This window comes from uncultured Coprobacter sp. (genome assembly GCF_947855755.1).
In the GTDB taxonomy this organism is placed as follows: Bacteria; Bacteroidota; Bacteroidia; order Bacteroidales; family Coprobacteraceae; genus Coprobacter.
Map to the genome: position 1 here is coordinate 43,745 of NZ_CANUAR010000013.1, position 17,037 is coordinate 60,781.

Annotated in this window: 12 protein-coding genes; 6 read left to right on the forward strand and 6 right to left on the reverse strand. The window is 38.1% G+C overall.

The genetic code is table 11. From position 1 onward, the window contains the following. Positions 1–26: 26 nt before the first annotated feature. Positions 27–1,757, reverse strand: a complete 1,731-nt coding sequence (locus Q0093_RS08435) for a PL29 family lyase N-terminal domain-containing protein (protein ID WP_297929658.1) — start codon at positions 1,755–1,757, stop codon at positions 27–29. Positions 1,758–2,044: 287 nt separating this feature from the next. On the opposite strand from Q0093_RS08435, the gene Q0093_RS08440 reads away from it, so the two are divergent. The 4 genes from Q0093_RS08440 to Q0093_RS08455 all read left to right on the forward strand — a co-directional run bounded on the left by Q0093_RS08440 (position 2,045) and on the right by Q0093_RS08455 (position 7,553). Continuing rightward, positions 2,045–4,594: a kelch repeat-containing protein gene (locus tag Q0093_RS08440; protein ID WP_297929660.1), complete on the forward strand. Its 2,550-nt coding sequence runs from the start codon at positions 2,045–2,047 to the stop codon at positions 4,592–4,594. A gap of 367 nt (positions 4,595–4,961) precedes the next feature. After that, on the forward strand, positions 4,962–5,642 hold the full coding sequence (locus tag Q0093_RS08445; RefSeq protein WP_297929661.1) for a response regulator transcription factor: 681 nt from the start codon (positions 4,962–4,964) through the stop codon (positions 5,640–5,642). A gap of 14 nt (positions 5,643–5,656) precedes the next feature. Then, positions 5,657–6,940: a HAMP domain-containing sensor histidine kinase gene (locus Q0093_RS08450; protein WP_297929662.1), complete on the forward strand. Its 1,284-nt coding sequence runs from the start codon at positions 5,657–5,659 to the stop codon at positions 6,938–6,940. A gap of 175 nt (positions 6,941–7,115) precedes the next feature. After that, on the forward strand, positions 7,116–7,553 hold the full coding sequence (locus Q0093_RS08455; RefSeq protein ID WP_294177835.1) for a PepSY-like domain-containing protein: 438 nt from the start codon (positions 7,116–7,118) through the stop codon (positions 7,551–7,553). A 66-nt stretch (positions 7,554–7,619) separates the two neighbouring features. Here the strand turns inward: Q0093_RS08455 and Q0093_RS08460 are convergent, their stop codons facing one another. The 5 genes from Q0093_RS08460 to Q0093_RS08480 form a co-directional block, all read right to left on the reverse strand. Then, a complete protein-coding gene (locus Q0093_RS08460) occupies positions 7,620–8,672 on the reverse strand; it encodes a DUF4857 domain-containing protein (protein ID WP_297929663.1) in 1,053 nt (350 codons plus the stop codon). A 30-nt stretch (positions 8,673–8,702) separates the two neighbouring features. Then, positions 8,703–9,374, reverse strand: coding sequence for a hypothetical protein (locus Q0093_RS08465; RefSeq protein WP_294177833.1), 672 nt, complete (start codon positions 9,372–9,374; stop codon positions 8,703–8,705). Between the two features lie 22 nt (positions 9,375–9,396). After that, positions 9,397–10,281: an ABC transporter ATP-binding protein gene (locus Q0093_RS08470; RefSeq protein ID WP_294177832.1), complete on the reverse strand. Its 885-nt coding sequence runs from the start codon at positions 10,279–10,281 to the stop codon at positions 9,397–9,399. A 5-nt stretch (positions 10,282–10,286) separates the two neighbouring features. Beyond that, the gene (locus Q0093_RS08475) at positions 10,287–10,877 is read right to left on the reverse strand and encodes a hypothetical protein (protein ID WP_297929666.1); all 591 of its coding nucleotides are present in this window, start codon (positions 10,875–10,877) and stop codon (positions 10,287–10,289) included. A gap of 69 nt (positions 10,878–10,946) precedes the next feature. After that, positions 10,947–12,740 (reverse strand): DUF6383 domain-containing protein, encoded by a 1,794-nt coding sequence (locus Q0093_RS08480; protein WP_297929668.1) that lies wholly within the window; start codon positions 12,738–12,740, stop codon positions 10,947–10,949. Positions 12,741–12,924: 184 nt separating this feature from the next. Here Q0093_RS08480 and Q0093_RS08485 point away from each other — a divergent pair, with 184 nt between their 5' ends. Continuing rightward, positions 12,925–15,729: a TonB-dependent receptor gene (locus Q0093_RS08485; RefSeq protein WP_297929670.1), complete on the forward strand. Its 2,805-nt coding sequence runs from the start codon at positions 12,925–12,927 to the stop codon at positions 15,727–15,729. 24 nt (positions 15,730–15,753) lie between these two features. Continuing rightward, a complete protein-coding gene (locus Q0093_RS08490; RefSeq protein ID WP_297929672.1) occupies positions 15,754–17,034 on the forward strand; it encodes a DUF4876 domain-containing protein in 1,281 nt (426 codons plus the stop codon). Positions 17,035–17,037 lie beyond the last annotated feature (3 nt).

Sequence of the window (17,037 nt, forward strand, 5' to 3'; positions counted from 1 at the left end):
TAAAGAATTAGACGAATAATATTAAATTATTCTTTAGGAGCCGGCATTGTAGCACCTTCCGGAGCCAAACGACGATTAAAGAAGAATAATCCGAATTGGTCTGCTTCACCTATCTTCTTGACTCCATAAGCATATTCATATCCTGCACCTACACCGATACGGAAGCCATAGCCTGTATATGTTTCAGGAAGGGTGATGACACCTGTCTGTTCATCAATCTTAAAATTCCAGGATGAAACCGGATCATAGAAAGTTGTCGGATTATTGATATATTCACTATAAGAGCCTAACCAGAGATCATAATCATATCCTTCTCCTCCGGCATAAGATTTACCATTTGTCCCGATGTATTTACCATCTTCTACGGCCAATGTTTCAGGAACATAAATTGCAAATCCGCGATAGAACCAATAAATCCCACGAGATTTCGCAGCATATTCTGCGCCCAAATCTCCTAAAACTAATTTAGTTCCGTCGCAATAAATAATGTTATCCTCATTAGGAGTAGAAATAGCGATACTTGACCATTTTGCAAAGAAGTCATCTTTTCCGCTATGAATTATTGTATAATCACTTTCATAGTTAGTAAATGTAGCTTGAATATCAATAGTTTGTGCTCCTAATGACAACGATTTTTCACGACCTCCCCATTCTGCTTCAGCTTGTTTTAAACCTGCATTAAAATCGACATCGGCCAATTCATCAATAATTTTCAAATAAATTTTAGCCTTTACTACATCATTGGATACTATATTAAACAAGAATCCGGGACGGTCTTGATTGGAATTAAAACTTGTTCCCGGTCTTTCGGCAAATGCCCATGTTCCATCTTTCTGCAAACTGTTTGCCAACAGAGTATATTTATTCTGCGCATCGCCGACAGGCTGCTGATCTATACCTGCAATTCTAAATTCTGCATTTTCCGGTAATTGAGAGAAGAAGTCCTTAAAATTCAAATTTTTTAATAGAGTAACACCGTTTACAGTCATTTCACTATAATTTTCGTCCAAACTGGCAGGATTATATTCTGATTTTATTTCATAACCACCAATCTGTTCACCGATAAAAGAAAAGTCTTCGGCAATATGCACATTAAAATAATTAGATCCTATGACTGTTCCACGCATATTCATTTGTAAAGAGATTGCATAATGGTTTCCGGCCTCAACGTTTAAAGCCTTAAGAGGAACAGAAATGAATCCGTTAGCTAAGGTTGCCTGACCATTTACTTTAAACTGCTCACCATCTCCTGCACGGGTTACCGCGTGTGACTCGGCAATAGAAAATTCAGCACCATCCAGACTGTTTAATGAAGGTCTTACTAAAAATTTTACGACCGCACCGTCATTTCCGATTTCTACGATACCATCCAATGTTTCAGGGACATATACCAATGAGCTTACAGATGCTCCTAAAGGAAGGATATATTCTTGACCATCTATTGTTATAACTGCATTGGTATCTGTTACTACAACAGAGATATTAGAACCTCCTCCTGCCTGGTTCTTAATTTCAATAGTCTGCCCATTACTTAAAGTAATGTTCCAACTTCCGTCGTCTTTTTGTTCTACCTTCGTTATACTAGCACCTGTAACAAGAGCATTCTGCAATTGCGACTTAATATCATCAATGGCAATTTCTACCACAGACATTCGAGATTTTAATTCATCAACATCATCGTTACATGAAGTAAAACCATTACAAGAAAGGATAATTGTTCCTAATAGGAACGCATTTAAAATGTGTTTATTCATCATGATTAAATTTATAAATTAAAAAAAATAATGAAATCAAGGCATCGTAATTCAATATTTGAGCGGGAATTATATCGGGATAAAAGTATGCTTGCAACCTTAACATTTTCCTTAAAAAAACATTAATAAATACGCTATGTGTCTAAAATATTGCTATTATAATATTATTATATAAAGTTGTACGACAGGATCTTAGAGAAATAAGCGGAAAATCTTCACGGATAATTTTCGTATTTATTTATAGGAAAAGTTACTTTTGTTTAATTGCATATATTTCTTGTGTTTTATCTATGAAAAGCGTACTGAATTTATTAACGTTTTTGTTTATTTCAATATGTACGGCGATTGCTGCATCTCCAAAAGAGTATGGATTATATATTCGAACATATCCATACCCCAAAGACGAATTTACCAGTGTCGTATTGGAAAATGGGGATCCGATAAGAACTTTCCAAAAGAAACTCACCTTAAGTTTCAGCATATTCACAAGAGAAGAAAATGTTTTTGGTAGCATATTCCGAATAATAACCGACAATAATCAGAATATAGATTTATTATATAGCGTTGATCAAGATGATAAACGCTACCCTATTTTAGTCACAGGTAAAACAGTACATCCTCTTTCTGACGAGAATGTAAAAAAAGGAGTATGGGTTAATGTCACAATAAGTATTGACCCTAAGACCGGTGATATAAACCTGATCTATGACAAGACTTCCACATTTATTAAATTTCCGGAATTGAAAGATACCGAGAGTGTTCGAATCGCTTTTGGATATTGTCCGTTTGAAAACTTTTCTTTAGCAGATGTTGCATCAGTCAATGTCAAAGACATAACTATCAACAGAGGGAAAGAAGAAATACGAAGATGGAAATTGGGTCATCATGACGGAAATACTTGTTATGACGAGCTATTTTACAAACCTGCGACTACCTCTAACCCTCATTGGATTATCGACCAATACATAACTTGGAACAAATTATATTCCGCAACGTTCGATTCATCTCTTTCTATAGCGTTTGATCCTAATATAGGGACTTTTTATATGGCTACGGCTAAAGATAATTTATATGTGTACCATCTTGGAGAAAAGAAAACAGATACAATTTCTATAAAAGGAGGAGAAATAGCATCAAATTATCCTAATCAATTAGTGTTTATTCCTGATCAGAATCAACTTCTCTCATATAATTTGGATGAGAACACATACTCACCGTTGAACCCTATCAACCATCGATGGGGCAATAATATAGTCTCCAAAAAGGACCATGACTATTGGAACAATACTTGTGTATTTAACCCTAAAGATTCCAGTCTGGTTAGCTTTGGAGGATATGGACATTATCGTTATAATAATGAACTCTTGATCAGCTATCCGTTCCATACAAAACCTCAACAGAGATATATATTAAAGGAAATAGATCCACGATATTCATGCGCCTCAGTGATAGTCAATGATACTTTGTATGTTTTTGGCGGACGAGGATGCCCATCCGGAAGGCAAGAATTATCTCCACAAAATTATTATGATTTATATGCTATTGATTTAAAGACTTATAATGTACACCGATTATGGCAACGTACTACTCCAATAGAAGGAGGAGAATTCCAACCTTGCGAACACATGATTTATGATAAAGCCAATAATTGTTTTTATGTATTCTGCACCCAAGAAGGAGGACTATTAATAAAAATAAATAGAGACAATCCTCATTTTGAAAAGATGTCACTCCCCATAGGCAAAAAATTTGATTTACAATATTTATATACCGATATATATTTCTCCCAACAATTAAATAAACTATATTTAGTCATACATGAAGCTGAAGTATCGGGGAAATCTTATGTAGAAATTTACGAATTAGACTACCCGCCAATTCCTGCAACAAGTTTTATACAAACCAACAATACAGAGGGAACATCACAAACGCATAATTATTGGACAACTATTATTATATTATTATCCCTTATTGCTATCGCGATCTTAAGCTACATTATCTATATCAAGAAAAGAAAACATAAGGTTGCCTCCGAATATAAGGAAAGTCTCAATAACAGTTTAGATGTCGATAATATACATAAAGAAGCATTCTCTGCAAAGCAGTATGATTTTTCGAAACAATGCATCTGTTTTTTGGGAGGCTTCCGCATTGTAGATAAAGAGGGGAATGATATAACCTTGTTATTTACACGTACCCTGAAAATGTTACTTATAGCATTGATATTATATACCGGAAAATGTGAAAAAGGCATAAATGGTAATAAGCTCATCCAAATGCTTTGGCCCGGAAAACCTGAAGATGCCGCACAAAATATCCGTAATGTATATATGAGCAAATTACGTAACATACTTGAAAAGATTGGCGATATCAAAATTATTAACCAGAAAGGATTTTGGAGCATAAAATTAGATCCCGATGTTACATGTGATTATCTTGAAGTATTATATCTCCATAACAAAAATGGCGACAGTAATAATATTGAACGATTATTGGAATTATTATTGCATGGAATGATGCTTCCTAATATTGAGACAGAATGGGTAGATACATTTAAAAGTGATTTCTCCAGCCAAACAATTGATTTACTTTGTAACTTACTTAAACAAGAAGACTTGCCAGATTCCCTCAAAATACGAATATCAGATGTTTTATTCCAGCATGATTACCTCAATGAGAATGCTCTGTCAACCAAGATACGTATACTCTGTGCCCAAGGTAAGAAAGGTGTTGCTAAAAGTATTTATGATGCATTCTGCAAGGAATATTATACGACATTAGGCGTAGAATACCAATATTCTTTTATGGAAATTATTAAAGATACTCTGGAAATAAGATAAAATGGAAGGCTATCTTAAATGGAATGCCTCTAAAAGTTAGATAATTATAGAAGGATATCTGTACATTTGTATTATTCATAATCAGCGAGATGTTCCGTATCGTATTTATTGGGGACTCGAATAACTGTCAAAATCGGTTGATTTCTCGGTTAAGGTTACATTGAGGTTCGATAAGCCGTAAATTCCGCCGTAATTATATGTTTGGGTTATGGCAGACCGGAAAGAACCGTTTTTCTCTCAGAGTTTCAGTTTTATTTCAGGATTATCTTTTATCTTTGAATTGTAGGTTGTTTTTAGTTTGTCGAAAGAGGAAAGAGACGATCCGAGAATAAATCGGATGCGATTCTTTATTTTAAAACAGTAGGAAATGAAAATTCTGATTGTCGAAGATGAACCTTCTTTGAGAGAATTGATGCAGAGAACGCTGGAGAAAGAACGTTATGTTGTCGAGGTTGCCGCAACTTACGGTCAGGCTTTGCAAAAGATCGAAGACTACAATTATGACTGCATTTTGCTGGATATTATGCTGCCGGACGGTAGCGGTTTAGATTTGCTCGACCGTTTTAAAGCGTTACGAAAGCAGGGAAATGTCATTATTATATCGGCAAAAGATTCGATAGAGGATAAGGTGTCGGGGCTTGATTTAGGTGCAGATGATTATTTGGCGAAACCTTTTCATCTGGCGGAGCTGTCTGCACGAATAAAAAGTGTGATGCGCCGTAATCGCGGGAATGGAGAAAATACGATCAAGTTGGGAAATGTGGTCGTGTCGCCCGATAAATTTCTAGTATCGGTAAATGGCGCTGATGTGCCTCTGCTTCGTAAAGAATACGATATATTGTATTATTTTATTCTTCGTCCCGGTCATTTGGTCGATAAATCGGTATTGGCGGAAGCCGTATGGGGCGATCATATCGATCAGGCGGATAATTTCGATTTCATATATGCGCAGATGAAAAACCTGAGGAAAAAGTTGAGAGATGCGGGAGCTGAAATTGAAATAAAATCGGTGTACGGATTCGGTTATAAACTTGTCGTTGCCGGATAACCGGTTATAGTGGAATGAAGCTTATATATCAGATCATATTGCGGGTTTCGGTCGCCTTGGTGATTTTACTGACGGCTTGGGCGGCCTTTTTTTATTTTGCATTGCAGACGGAGATTAACGATGAGGTGGATGATGCGCTCGAGAACTATTCCGATATGATTATTATGCAGGTGCTGGCAGGAGAGAAGACTCTTTCATCAGGCGACGGGTCGAATAACAGTTATCAGATCAGAGAGGTAACCCGGGAATATGCCGAAAGTCATTCGGCCATCAGCTATACAGACGCGAAAATTTACATTCCCCGTTTGCAGGATACCGAACCGGCAAGAATCTTGAAAACCATATTTCAAAACGATTCGGGTGTTTATTTTGAACTGACCGTAGCGACACCTTCTTTTGAAAAAGAAGACTTGCGTAATTCTATTCTGAACTGGATCATCGTGCTATATGTTACTTTATTGTTGATTATTATCGGGATAAACACATGGGTTTTTTACCGGAGTATGCGTCCGCTTTATACATTATTGCATTGGCTGGATGATTATACTGTGGGGGGAGAAAACAAACTTTTGAAAAATGATACGAAAATATCGGAGTTTAAAAAATTGAATGATGCGGCGATTCGTTATGCGAGAAGAACCGAACAGCTATTCGATCAGCAGAAACAGTTTATCGGAAATGCTTCTCACGAGATACAAACCCCGTTGGCGGTTTGCCAAAACCGTCTCGAATGGCTGACGGACAATACCGAGCTTACGGAGGAACAATTGGTTGAAATCTTGAAAACCCGGCAGACGATCGAGTATATAGTCCGCCTCAATAAATCTCTTTTGTTCCTTTCTAAAATAGATAGCGGACAGTTTACCGATAATGTTTCTGTAAATATGAACGAATTATTGGAACGACAACTGGATCTGTATAAAGATATATATAGCTACCGGAACATAAAGGTGGAATTGGAAAAGCGCTCTCAGTTGATTGTTTATATGAATGAGTCGTTAGCGACGGCGCTTGTTACGAATTTATTGAAGAATGCCTATGTCCACAATTCGGACAACGGTTATATCCGTATCATAACGGACGCTTCGGGAATTATGTTTTGTAACGGTGCGGTTTCCGGAGCTTTAGACGGAGAGCGTATTTTTGACCGTTTTTATCAAGGTTCTAAGAAAAAAGGGTCGACAGGTTTGGGCTTGGCTATTGTTAAAGCTATAGGACAATATTATGGAATAGAGGTCGATTATCGGTATGTCGGGGGAGAGCATCGTTTTATCCTTTCATGGAATAAACTGCCTTAGAACCTGTTCAAATTTTATTCGGGTCGGCGGTTTTGATAATTTCTTTCGGTCTGTTTTCCTGTTTTTATTTCAAGTTCATTTCAGATTTGTGTTTCATTTTTGTCACATACGGTTATTCTTAACGGCTGTGTGACAGTTGAATTAAAGGTCTTTTTATAAACGAAAAAAGGAGATTATGAAAAAATTATTTGTTCTGTTTATCTGTTTGTTTACCCTTAGTACTGCGACTTATGCGAGAGAAGATCGTCCTATTCGTGTGGATCAGCTACCTGCTAAAGCCCAGCAATTTATCAAAAAATATTTCCCCGATCTGAAAGTTGCATTGGCAAAAGTGGATAAGAGTTGGTTCGATCAAGAATATGAAGTGATTTTCGTGAATGGCAATAAGGTCGAATTCCGTAAATATGGCGATCTGAAAGAGGTAGATTGTAAATACAGTATGGTTCCTGCCGGTATTGTTCCTGTTCCGATTGCCGAATATTTGAAGGAAAATCATCCGGATATACCGGTTATTAAGTTTGAGCAAGATACGAAAGAGTATGAGGTGAAGTTGAAAGGTGGCATAGAGTTGACATTCGACAAGCAGTTTCGCCTGATAGATTATGATGATTGATCTTTGCAGAAGATTACAAGGGTGCGCCCGGAAGCAATTCATCCTTCCGGGCGCACCCTTGTAAAGCTACATCGAGATGCGGGGGAATACGTATTTATCGGATAATGATGTAAAAGTAAGTCGGACAGGAAAATTGTTCCGCTGGATATCCGGATAAAGTCTCGCCAAATCTATTTGTTTTAGTAACCGGAGATTTTCGGCATCTAATGCATATATTTTGTTTTCGTCCGGATTAGATAAAGATACCGTCCAGTCGAAAATGTTTCCGAAAATGGAAATTTCATCCTTCTGCGGGTTGAAGTGAGGAACACCGCTTTTTTTGAGTTCGTAAGTTTTGGTATATAAAACATACAAGTCATTTTTGTCATCGGTCAGGAAAGCATGGTATTTCCGATTTTTAAACTCTGTCGGGAAAATATATTTTATTTTCAATCCGTTCGGAATTTCTATTTTCCTGAAATACGGGCGTCCTTTTACCTGTTTCAAATGATATAAAGATCCTGTCCGGTCTGTAATGAGATAACCTTCGTCATAATCTTTTCGGGCAGTCGGATTTCCGGCTATGATATTCGCCGGGAAACAAAATCCTTTTTTCTTCATGGCATCTGTATAAATGTCGCTTTTCCTTTCATCGATACTGTTTGTGTTTATATCTATGAACTCGATACCGTTGTTATTTATCCTGAAAACATCATCCGGCATTTTCAGATCGACTCTCCCGGACATCGATTCCAGAAGAGGATAAAGTCCCGGTTTTTTACAATTCACGTCAGACGGCTGATGGCGGAAGATGAAATTTTCCGTTTGTGCGATTTTCGGAGTCAAGACGACACCGTTTATTTCCTTCGGGAATCTTTCGTCCGCGATTAATTGCCGGTAGTAGAACATCGGCAATATGCTGTCGAATTCCGATTCGGTATAGTATTTCCCTTTCAGGTCTTTTCTTTCCGTTCCTTTTCCGTTATTTTCTAAAATGGCGAAATCATTTATTACCGTACTGTATAAAATAAACGGATTTTTTTGAGGTTTTGAAAAAATGAAATCGTATCCCCACGGAATCAACCAAAATAATAACAGAATTATGGTTATATACAGGAGTATTTTGCTGAAACGTATCATGATTTTTAGTTTTATATTAGTATCTTAATATTAATCCTGTTTCCCCGCTCTGAATCGTGATATCGACAATAAGCTGAAGAATAGTGTCAGTATTGTAAATAAGATAAGTATGGGTAAAAAACAGTTATAAGATTCGGGAACAGAAGATAAAAAGAAAATACGGAGTATCGCTGCGGAAATAAAAATATTGAGTATTCTGCGTTTCCATGTGGGTTCGAGGCATATCCATGCAGTTAATAGATATCCGGTAATACCGGCTGTAAACCAAGGAATAGCAGTCAACAATATTCTGGATGTCAGTTCTGAAGCGAAAAACTTCTGCAAATAAAGCCATAACAACAGAAAATTCGATGCAAATCCGATAAGCAATAAGATAATTCCGAAAGATAGCATGATCGATATTGTCTTGTATTGCGATACCGGCAGATGTAAAGTCAGCTTTAGTCGGTTCTGCTGCATCTCAGGAACAAATTGTACCCACGCCAACAATATCCCGATCAATAACGGTAAATAAGTCAACAAGTCGATAAAAACCACGTCTTTCCCGAGCATTACCTCCCATAGATGAGGTGCGCCTTTCATGGTTATCGCTCGGTTGATTTTAAGTATACAGTATCCGGTCATGCCCCATGACACGAGTATTGCCAGGAAGTAATAGTATCGGGTTTTGATCCATTCTTTATAACATAATGCTTTTTCCATTCTGAGAAGAGTCTTTAATGTATTAATATTTTCCGGTGAGACCGATAAATGCGTCTTCCAGATTGACTGATTCGGCTTTTAATCCGGAAAAGGGGATTCCGAGAGACTTGAGTTTCTCCTCCGCTTCTTTCTCCGAAAAGAAAGAAAATGTTTCTACGTGATTTCGTATTTTCGAAGGATAGTAAAATCCGGGACATTCGTTTAGTTCATATCGGTCGGGCACGGTAAACTCATACCGTTTTACAGAGCCTAAAAGTTCTTTTACCGGTTGTTGGATCATTATGCGTCCGTAATCCATGATAATACAATCATCGATAAGGCGTTCCATATCCTGAATGATATGAGAAGTGAGAAAAACCGTTTTTTGTTCTGCTCGGGCATATTCACGCAAATAATCGACGAAAAGCCTTCGGTAACCGGGGTCAAGACCTAAAGAAAAATCGTCCAAAATCAATAATTCGGGATCTTGAGCAAGAATAAGTCCGAGAGCTATTTGAGATCTTTGTCCGCAAGACATGCGGCTGATACGTTGAGTCGGGGTGATTTTTAATTTCCCGACCAGTTCGTAAAAAGCCTCTTTTTTCCATTTCGGATAAAAAGAGGCATAGAACTTCTCGATTTGCCGGATATTCATGAATGAGTATTGGATATGTCCTTCTATCAGTAACCCTATATTACGGCGTAATGACGGCTTCATGTTTTGCACGTCTCGCCCGAATATAAGGCATTCTCCTGATTTAGGTTTCAGATAACCGTTCAGAATATTGATCGTTGTTGTCTTTCCTGTTCCGTTTTTTCCTAAAAGTCCTAAAATCCGGCCTTTCGGGACATTGAAACTCAAATCTTTATAAATAAGCCTTTTCCCATAATAATGGGTCAGGTTTTTACATGATATGACGTTTTCCATTATTCTTATTCTAAGATCTTATAGGACTCTGCTTCTACAAAATAAAAAGAGAGATAATCTTTTCCGGTTTTCGCTTTGCGTTCTGCTATTTTTTTTCTGAAGTCTGCAATCCGTTCTTCTGTCGTGTTTCCGGTTTCTCCCCGAGCTTTCTTCTCGGTACTGCATCCGGCTTCTCCTGTTCCGTGTTTCTCTCCGGTTTGTGCTTTAACTCGTTCTTCCCATTGTACCAGATATTCTTCGTCGATCCGTTGTTCTTTTAATATACCGTTTACTTCTACTATACTGTTTACGCAATCGGGACTGAATTGCCCTAAATCTCCGGCTTCAATGCGTATAGTCTGTGTATTGTCACTTCCCATCAAGAATATCTTTTTAGCGCCGTGTTTGCAAGTGTGTGTACAAATACCTTGTACCGTTATATTTTTTTCAGCCAGCGAATCGGCGTTTGCAAGAAGAGAATCGACTTCCATCCCGGTAGAGACGACAGTTTGTTCTTCTATCGTATTATTTTGAGATGCTTGTTTTGTACTGTTTCCGCAACTGATGCTTCCTATACATAGTAATGAGGAAGCGATGTAAAGCATTGTTTTATTCATAATGATTTTTTTTATAACAAAAAGCATCCATTTCCTGTAATAACAGGTTTATGGATGCTTTTTAGTAAATTAATATACAACTACTTTTGATTTGTTTACGATATAGATTCCTTTAGGTATGGAAATAGAGTGCTTACCGGCAGATACGGTTGTATTTTTCACGATTTGTCCATAAGTATTCAGTATTTGTACATCCGAAGATTCTCCAGCTTCTACAAATATCTGATTTTTACCGCCGTAAACTTTGATGCCTTGTTCTTGAGATATTTCTGAAGAAATTAATCCGGTTGTTTGTCCCAGTTCCGGAATTTCGAAAGAAGCAAGAATTGTGATCCATGATCCGGCATCTTTTCGGCCTTCTATCGTGTAAGCTCCGTCTAAAATATTATTAGCAGATGTTGCTCTGCTGCGGGCAAGAGTCAGAAGTTGTCCTCCGTCGAACAGGCATCCCCATGCGGAAGTTGATCCGCCTTTTACCAAACTATATTCATTCTCTATCTCCCATGTAGAAGTATTATAGGTTATAAGATAAGTATTTCCTAAAGCATAACCGTATGTGTAGATTTTTCCGTTTTCATCTTCGAATGCGCCATAATATCCTCCGATCGAGTTCTCACCGATAGCTCCGCCTAACCAAGTCCCGTCAGTTGCGCTGCATTTGATAAGGAAGCCTGTCTGCATAGTGGATGATCCTTCGATCAGCGCTTCGTTTTTATCTGTCCCAAAACCTCCGATGACGTGTCCCATCAGGTATAAACTTCCGTTTTGCACTTCCATTTTTTTGTTTTGGGTAGTGTGTTTTCCGTTACTGGCTGCAAATGCAGGAAAATGTTTTACCCATGCGACGGTCATATCGGTATTAACAGCCCCTACGATAATATCGTCGAATTTTGTCGGCTGTATAGTAGTGTCACCTAATTTTATTTCCGAATCTTCTGTCGATGCTCCTTTTACCATACCCAAGAAATAGATTTTTCCGTCAGCGTATGTTATATCGTTAATACTTTCTCTGGCTGCAACTCCGGTAGTAGTTACGTGTCCCAGATAATTTCCTGCTTCATCTAATTTTACTAAAAACAGGTCTCCGACACTTGATTGAGGATCTCCGGTCCAGCCTTCGGTATTGTGAGGTGTCAATATAACTTTTTCTCCATCCTTTTTAACGAATGTCATTTCTTTTCGATAATTTCCTGCAATATATAGATTCCCGTCGTTATCTTCTGTCGCACCGTAAAAGTAAAATCCTTGCGGAGTATAGTTTTTGTAGGTGCTCGATGTCGTTCCCGGTACAGGGGAATAATCTACATTGATCAGTTTTGTCCATTCAACATTTCCGTCCGTACTGATTTTCACTAAAATTCCCTGATATACCCAGTATCCCGGATATTCCCAAATAACATCTGTCGTTTTACCCGATGCATCGACCAATGACAGTAATTTCCCGTTTTTTGCGGCATCGTAGTTGGTATGATAAAACTTCAGAGCAAGGAATGCTCCTCCGTCGGCAGTCGGGGTGTAAGCACAGTCAGAAAGAGAGGCTCCACCCCAGCAACTATATACAGACCAAATGAGATCACCGTTCTTTTCTAATTTTTGAAATGCAATGTTTGAATTCCCTGAAGAACTGCTTCCGCTATAAGGTGCTCCATGTCCGATTAATTCATCGTTATAAGAAAGAGAATCTGCAGCTCCGGACGATCCGAAATTGGTAAATGCAAATACTTTGTCGTCTGCACTTTTGGCAAGAGAATGTGCCCCTGTTCCCATAGGAGAAACAAATGTTTTTGCCCATTGAAAATCAATGTCGCTCGCATAAGCAGTCAACCCACATAAAATCGAAACAAATAGTAAAATCTTTTTCATTATCACTTAGTTTTAAATATATTTTATTGCACGGCAAAAATATGTACCGAAGAAAAATTGTGAAATCACATAATTTAGGTATTTTATAAAATACTAATCAGTATTTATAGGTATTGTCCGGTGAAAATATACCTCTTATTTTCGCATCGCATTAATATTGTGTAAATAATGTGATTATTCGAGGATGAATTTTAAAAAAGCGATTCTGATTTTTTTAATGATGCTTTTGTATTTTTCTTTTGTCCGGGCTATCCCGGATAAAGTAATTTGCAGTGGCTATGTAAGGGATACGGTTACTAACGAACAGCTTGAGTTTGCTACGATACAATTGAAAGGGAAAAATACATTTTCTGTTTTATCTGATAGAAATGGTAATTTTAAATTTTCTTCCATTCCTCCCGGAGAATATATTTTGCAAGTATCTTATTTAGGCTATGTGCCGTGGCAAAGAAAAATCATATTGAGAAAAGATTTGTTTTTGCAGATAAATATGACTGCTCGGTCTAATAGATTGAAAGAAGTCGTAATAACGGCTGCCGAGTCGCCGGGTATTGTTAGTTCGTCGAAAATCGATAGAGCTGCGATGGCGCATTTGCAACCTACAAGTTTTGCCGATTTGTTGGAGCTTTTGCCGGGAAATATATCTCAGACCCCTAATATGGGAGTAGCCAATACGATAACGTTACGCGAAACGGGTATGTTGAATGCTTCCGGAGAAAAAAGTGACAATCCCGATTATTCTATTACCTCTTTGGGAACTTTGTTCCTTGTCGATGGAGCTCCGATTAACGGTGATGCCAATATGCAGTATATTCCTTCGGGCTCTGACTCGAGTTCTCCCGAGTATAAAAGAAATATAACGAATAAAGGTGTAGATATGCGTTCCATATCTACCGATGATATAGAAAGTGTGGAGATCGTTCGTGGAATACCTTCTGCAGAGTATGGGAATCTTACCAGCGGTTTGGTGAATATTAAGCGGATAAGAAAATCGACTCCGTTTACCGCTCGTTTTAAGGCAGATGAATACAGCAAACTTTTTTCTGCAGGTAAGGGCTTTGTTGTTCCGGGGCAAGATTTGATTTTGAATATAGACGGGGGATATCTCGATTCGAAAGTAGATCCGCGAAATAATCTCGAAAATTATAAACGTATCAATGCTTCGGTGCGTTCGACATGGAATTTTAAAAGAGAGACATGGAATATGGGATGGAACTCGGGAGTCGATTATACCGGTTCGTTCGATAATGTAAAAACAGATCCCGACTTGTCGTATCAGAAAATAGATAAATATAAATCTACGTATAATAGGACGGCCTTTACGAATAATCTTACATGGACTTTCCCTAAGGTAGATTTGATAAAATCTATAGAACTCTACTCTTCTGTAAGTATTCAGTCCGACAGGCTGGAGAGGACCAAGTTGATGTCTCCTCAACGGGCGACAGTAGCTCCGACCAGTATGGAAGAGGGGGTGCATGACGGGACTTATCTTTTGGGACAATACGTTGCAGATTATTTAAGTGAAGGTAAGCCTTTGAATGCGTTTTTAAAAGTAAAAGGGGAACTGGAATTCTTTTTGGGAATAGTTAAAAATAGCATAAAAGCCGGAGGAGAATGGAACTATTCGAAGAACAGAGGTCGGGGGCAAGTATATGATATAAGCCACCCGATTGTAACGAGCGGATGGACTACACGTCCGAGAGCTTATAAGGATATACCTGCATTGCAGAACCTCTCTTTCTTTCTGGAAGATAATATTACCGTTCGTGCAGGTAAGCATAAATGGGAGACGCTTGCAGGTGTTCGTTCGATCTCTTTGGTCGGTATGAGTCCGGCATATTTGCTACAAGGGAAAATCTATCTTGATCCGCGTATTAACTCTCGATGGAGCTTTCCAGCTATCCGACTGGGGAGTCATAATTTGAATATAGATATATCAGGGGGGTATGGATTGACGACAAAAATGCCGACCATAGATTATCTGTATCCTAACAAATGGTATAATGATATTATTCAGTTAAACTATTATGATGTTAATAAACCGTTGGAATATAGTCGGATTAATGTACGCACTTATATCAAGGATATCACGAATTACCGATTAAAGCCTTCGAGGAATCGGAAATGGGAAGTAAGAAGCGATATATCTTATAACGGTAACCGCCTATCCGTGACGTATTTTAGAGAACGGCTAACTTCCGGATTCCGTTACTCTTCTTATTATATGCCTTTTGAATATCGTAAATATGATGCTTCTTCTATTGATGCGGGTTCTTTGCAAGGACCTCCCGCATTGGAGAGCATTCCATATACAGATACCCGGAAACTGGATGGATATACGCAAGCAGCGAATGGTAGTCGGTTAGAAAAAGAAGGGGTAGAGTTTCAATTTACATCGCAACGTATCAGGCCGTTGAGAACCTCCGTCATTATTAACGGGGCATGGTTCAGATCTACTTATACAAATAGCCAGCCTATGTTTGAGACTGTTTCGGAGGTAGTAGATAACCGCCCGATTCAAGAAGAATATGTCGGATTGTATGATTGGAACAGCGGACGGATAAATCAGCAATTCAATACCAATTTTATGTTGGATACTCAGGTCCCGGAATGGGGACTTATTTTCTCGACATCGGTACAGTGTATGTGGTTTGTTTCTACTCAAAGAATGTTTCAGAACGGGATACCGGTCAGTTATCTTGATGTGAATGACGGTCTTTTACATCCTTATACGCAGGAGTCTGCAGAAGATATGAAATTACAGTTTTTGGTGAAAACATATAATACCGATTCGTTTAAGAAACAAACTGTTCCGATGGCTATATATGTTAATTTTAAAGCGACGAAACAGATCGGTAAATATTTGAGACTTGCCTTATTCGCTAATCGTATTTTAGATTATCTTCCGGATTATACCTCTAACGGATTACAGATAAGAAGAAATGTAAATCCTTATTTTGGTATGGAGTTAAATTTCAGTTTATAACACATGTAAAATTATATAAGAACAATGAGATTTAGGTTATTCCCTTTAATTATTTTTTTACTCCTTTTTATCGGTTGTGAAGAAAAAACGGATATTCCACGTACATCGGTGAACATATCGGTTGATTATCCCTCCGATTTAGACGGTCTGTCTGTTCAGCATGAAACAGTAAAATTCAAGAATGTATCTTCGGGTATGGAAACCGAGTACTCAAATTCAAAACAATTGTCGCTTCCTGAAGGGTTGTATGATTGCAGTTATGAAGCGAATATCACCTATTTAAAAAATGGGGAAACGGTAGAGGGAAAATTGAGAGGTTATCAGGCTTCTTTAAAGGTGCTCGGAACAAATGTGAAGGTTGCTTTGGATACTTACTTGTTGGAGGATAAAAACGATTTTATTATAGAAGAGATTTTTTTTACCGGAACGTTACAACCTTCCGGGAAACAGTATTACGGAGATCAGTATGTTAAGATTTATAATAATACCGATCACGTTTTATATGCAGATGGGGTATCTTTTATGGAGTCAAAGTTTGTAACGGTGACCAAATATGATTATACGCCGGATATTATGAAAGAAGCGATGACCGTGCATGCTGTTTATACGATACCGGGAAATGGGACAGAACATCCGGTACAACCGGGAGAATCTCTGATAATCTGCGATACCGGGATAGATCATAGAGTCGCCAATCCGAATTCGTTCGACTTAAGCCGTGCAGATTTCGAGTGGTATGATGAATCGACAGTACCTGCACATATGGATATAGATAGCCCGACAGTCCCGAATTTGGATAAATACTATTGTTATACGCTTAGTTTCTGGCTTCTTCATAATCGAGGTTTCAGGGCTTTTGCTTTAGCCCGTATTCCGGAGAAAAAAGAGGACTTCTTGAAAAATTATCTTTATACTTATAAATATGTCATGGTGTTGCCTGCCGGAACTTTTCCTATGGAACAAACGGCCTATAAAGTTCCTAATGAATGGATTATAGATGCTGTGAATACAAGTGTTCAGGCCAGTTATGTATGGAATGTTACCGATCCGTCTTTGGACTCGGGTTGGACTCATTGCGGAACGATCGATGGGGATAAAACCCGTTATTTTAAAAGCGTACGCCGAAAGTTGCTGTATATAACTCGTGATGGAAGAAAAGTGTTGAAAGATACGAATAATTCCTCTGACGATTTCAATACCGAGTGTGTACCTTCTTTGATCGAAGAGCAACATACGGCTACAGATGCCAATGGCACTCCGGCAGTAAATGTTACTTATGATGGTGTAACGCTTAAAACCGAGTAAAAT

What these genes read in the sequence shown, in the direction of transcription:
- Q0093_RS08435 (WP_297929658.1), bottom strand. Translation starts at nt 1,757, where the DNA reads ATGATGAATAAACACATTTTAAATGCGTTCCTATTAGGAACAATTATC.
- Q0093_RS08440 (WP_297929660.1), top strand. Translation starts at nt 2,045, where the DNA reads ATGAAAAGCGTACTGAATTTATTAACGTTTTTGTTTATTTCAATATGT.
- Q0093_RS08445 (WP_297929661.1), top strand. Translation starts at nt 4,962, where the DNA reads ATGAAAATTCTGATTGTCGAAGATGAACCTTCTTTGAGAGAATTGATG.
- Q0093_RS08450 (WP_297929662.1), top strand. Translation starts at nt 5,657, where the DNA reads ATGAAGCTTATATATCAGATCATATTGCGGGTTTCGGTCGCCTTGGTG.
- Q0093_RS08455 (WP_294177835.1), top strand. Translation starts at nt 7,116, where the DNA reads ATGAAAAAATTATTTGTTCTGTTTATCTGTTTGTTTACCCTTAGTACT.
- Q0093_RS08460 (WP_297929663.1), bottom strand. Translation starts at nt 8,672, where the DNA reads ATGATACGTTTCAGCAAAATACTCCTGTATATAACCATAATTCTGTTA.
- Q0093_RS08465 (WP_294177833.1), bottom strand. Translation starts at nt 9,374, where the DNA reads ATGGAAAAAGCATTATGTTATAAAGAATGGATCAAAACCCGATACTAT.
- Q0093_RS08470 (WP_294177832.1), bottom strand. Translation starts at nt 10,281, where the DNA reads ATGGAAAACGTCATATCATGTAAAAACCTGACCCATTATTATGGGAAA.
- Q0093_RS08475 (WP_297929666.1), bottom strand. Translation starts at nt 10,877, where the DNA reads ATGAATAAAACAATGCTTTACATCGCTTCCTCATTACTATGTATAGGA.
- Q0093_RS08480 (WP_297929668.1), bottom strand. Translation starts at nt 12,740, where the DNA reads ATGAAAAAGATTTTACTATTTGTTTCGATTTTATGTGGGTTGACTGCT.
- Q0093_RS08485 (WP_297929670.1), top strand. Translation starts at nt 12,925, where the DNA reads ATGAATTTTAAAAAAGCGATTCTGATTTTTTTAATGATGCTTTTGTAT.
- Q0093_RS08490 (WP_297929672.1), top strand. Translation starts at nt 15,754, where the DNA reads ATGAGATTTAGGTTATTCCCTTTAATTATTTTTTTACTCCTTTTTATC.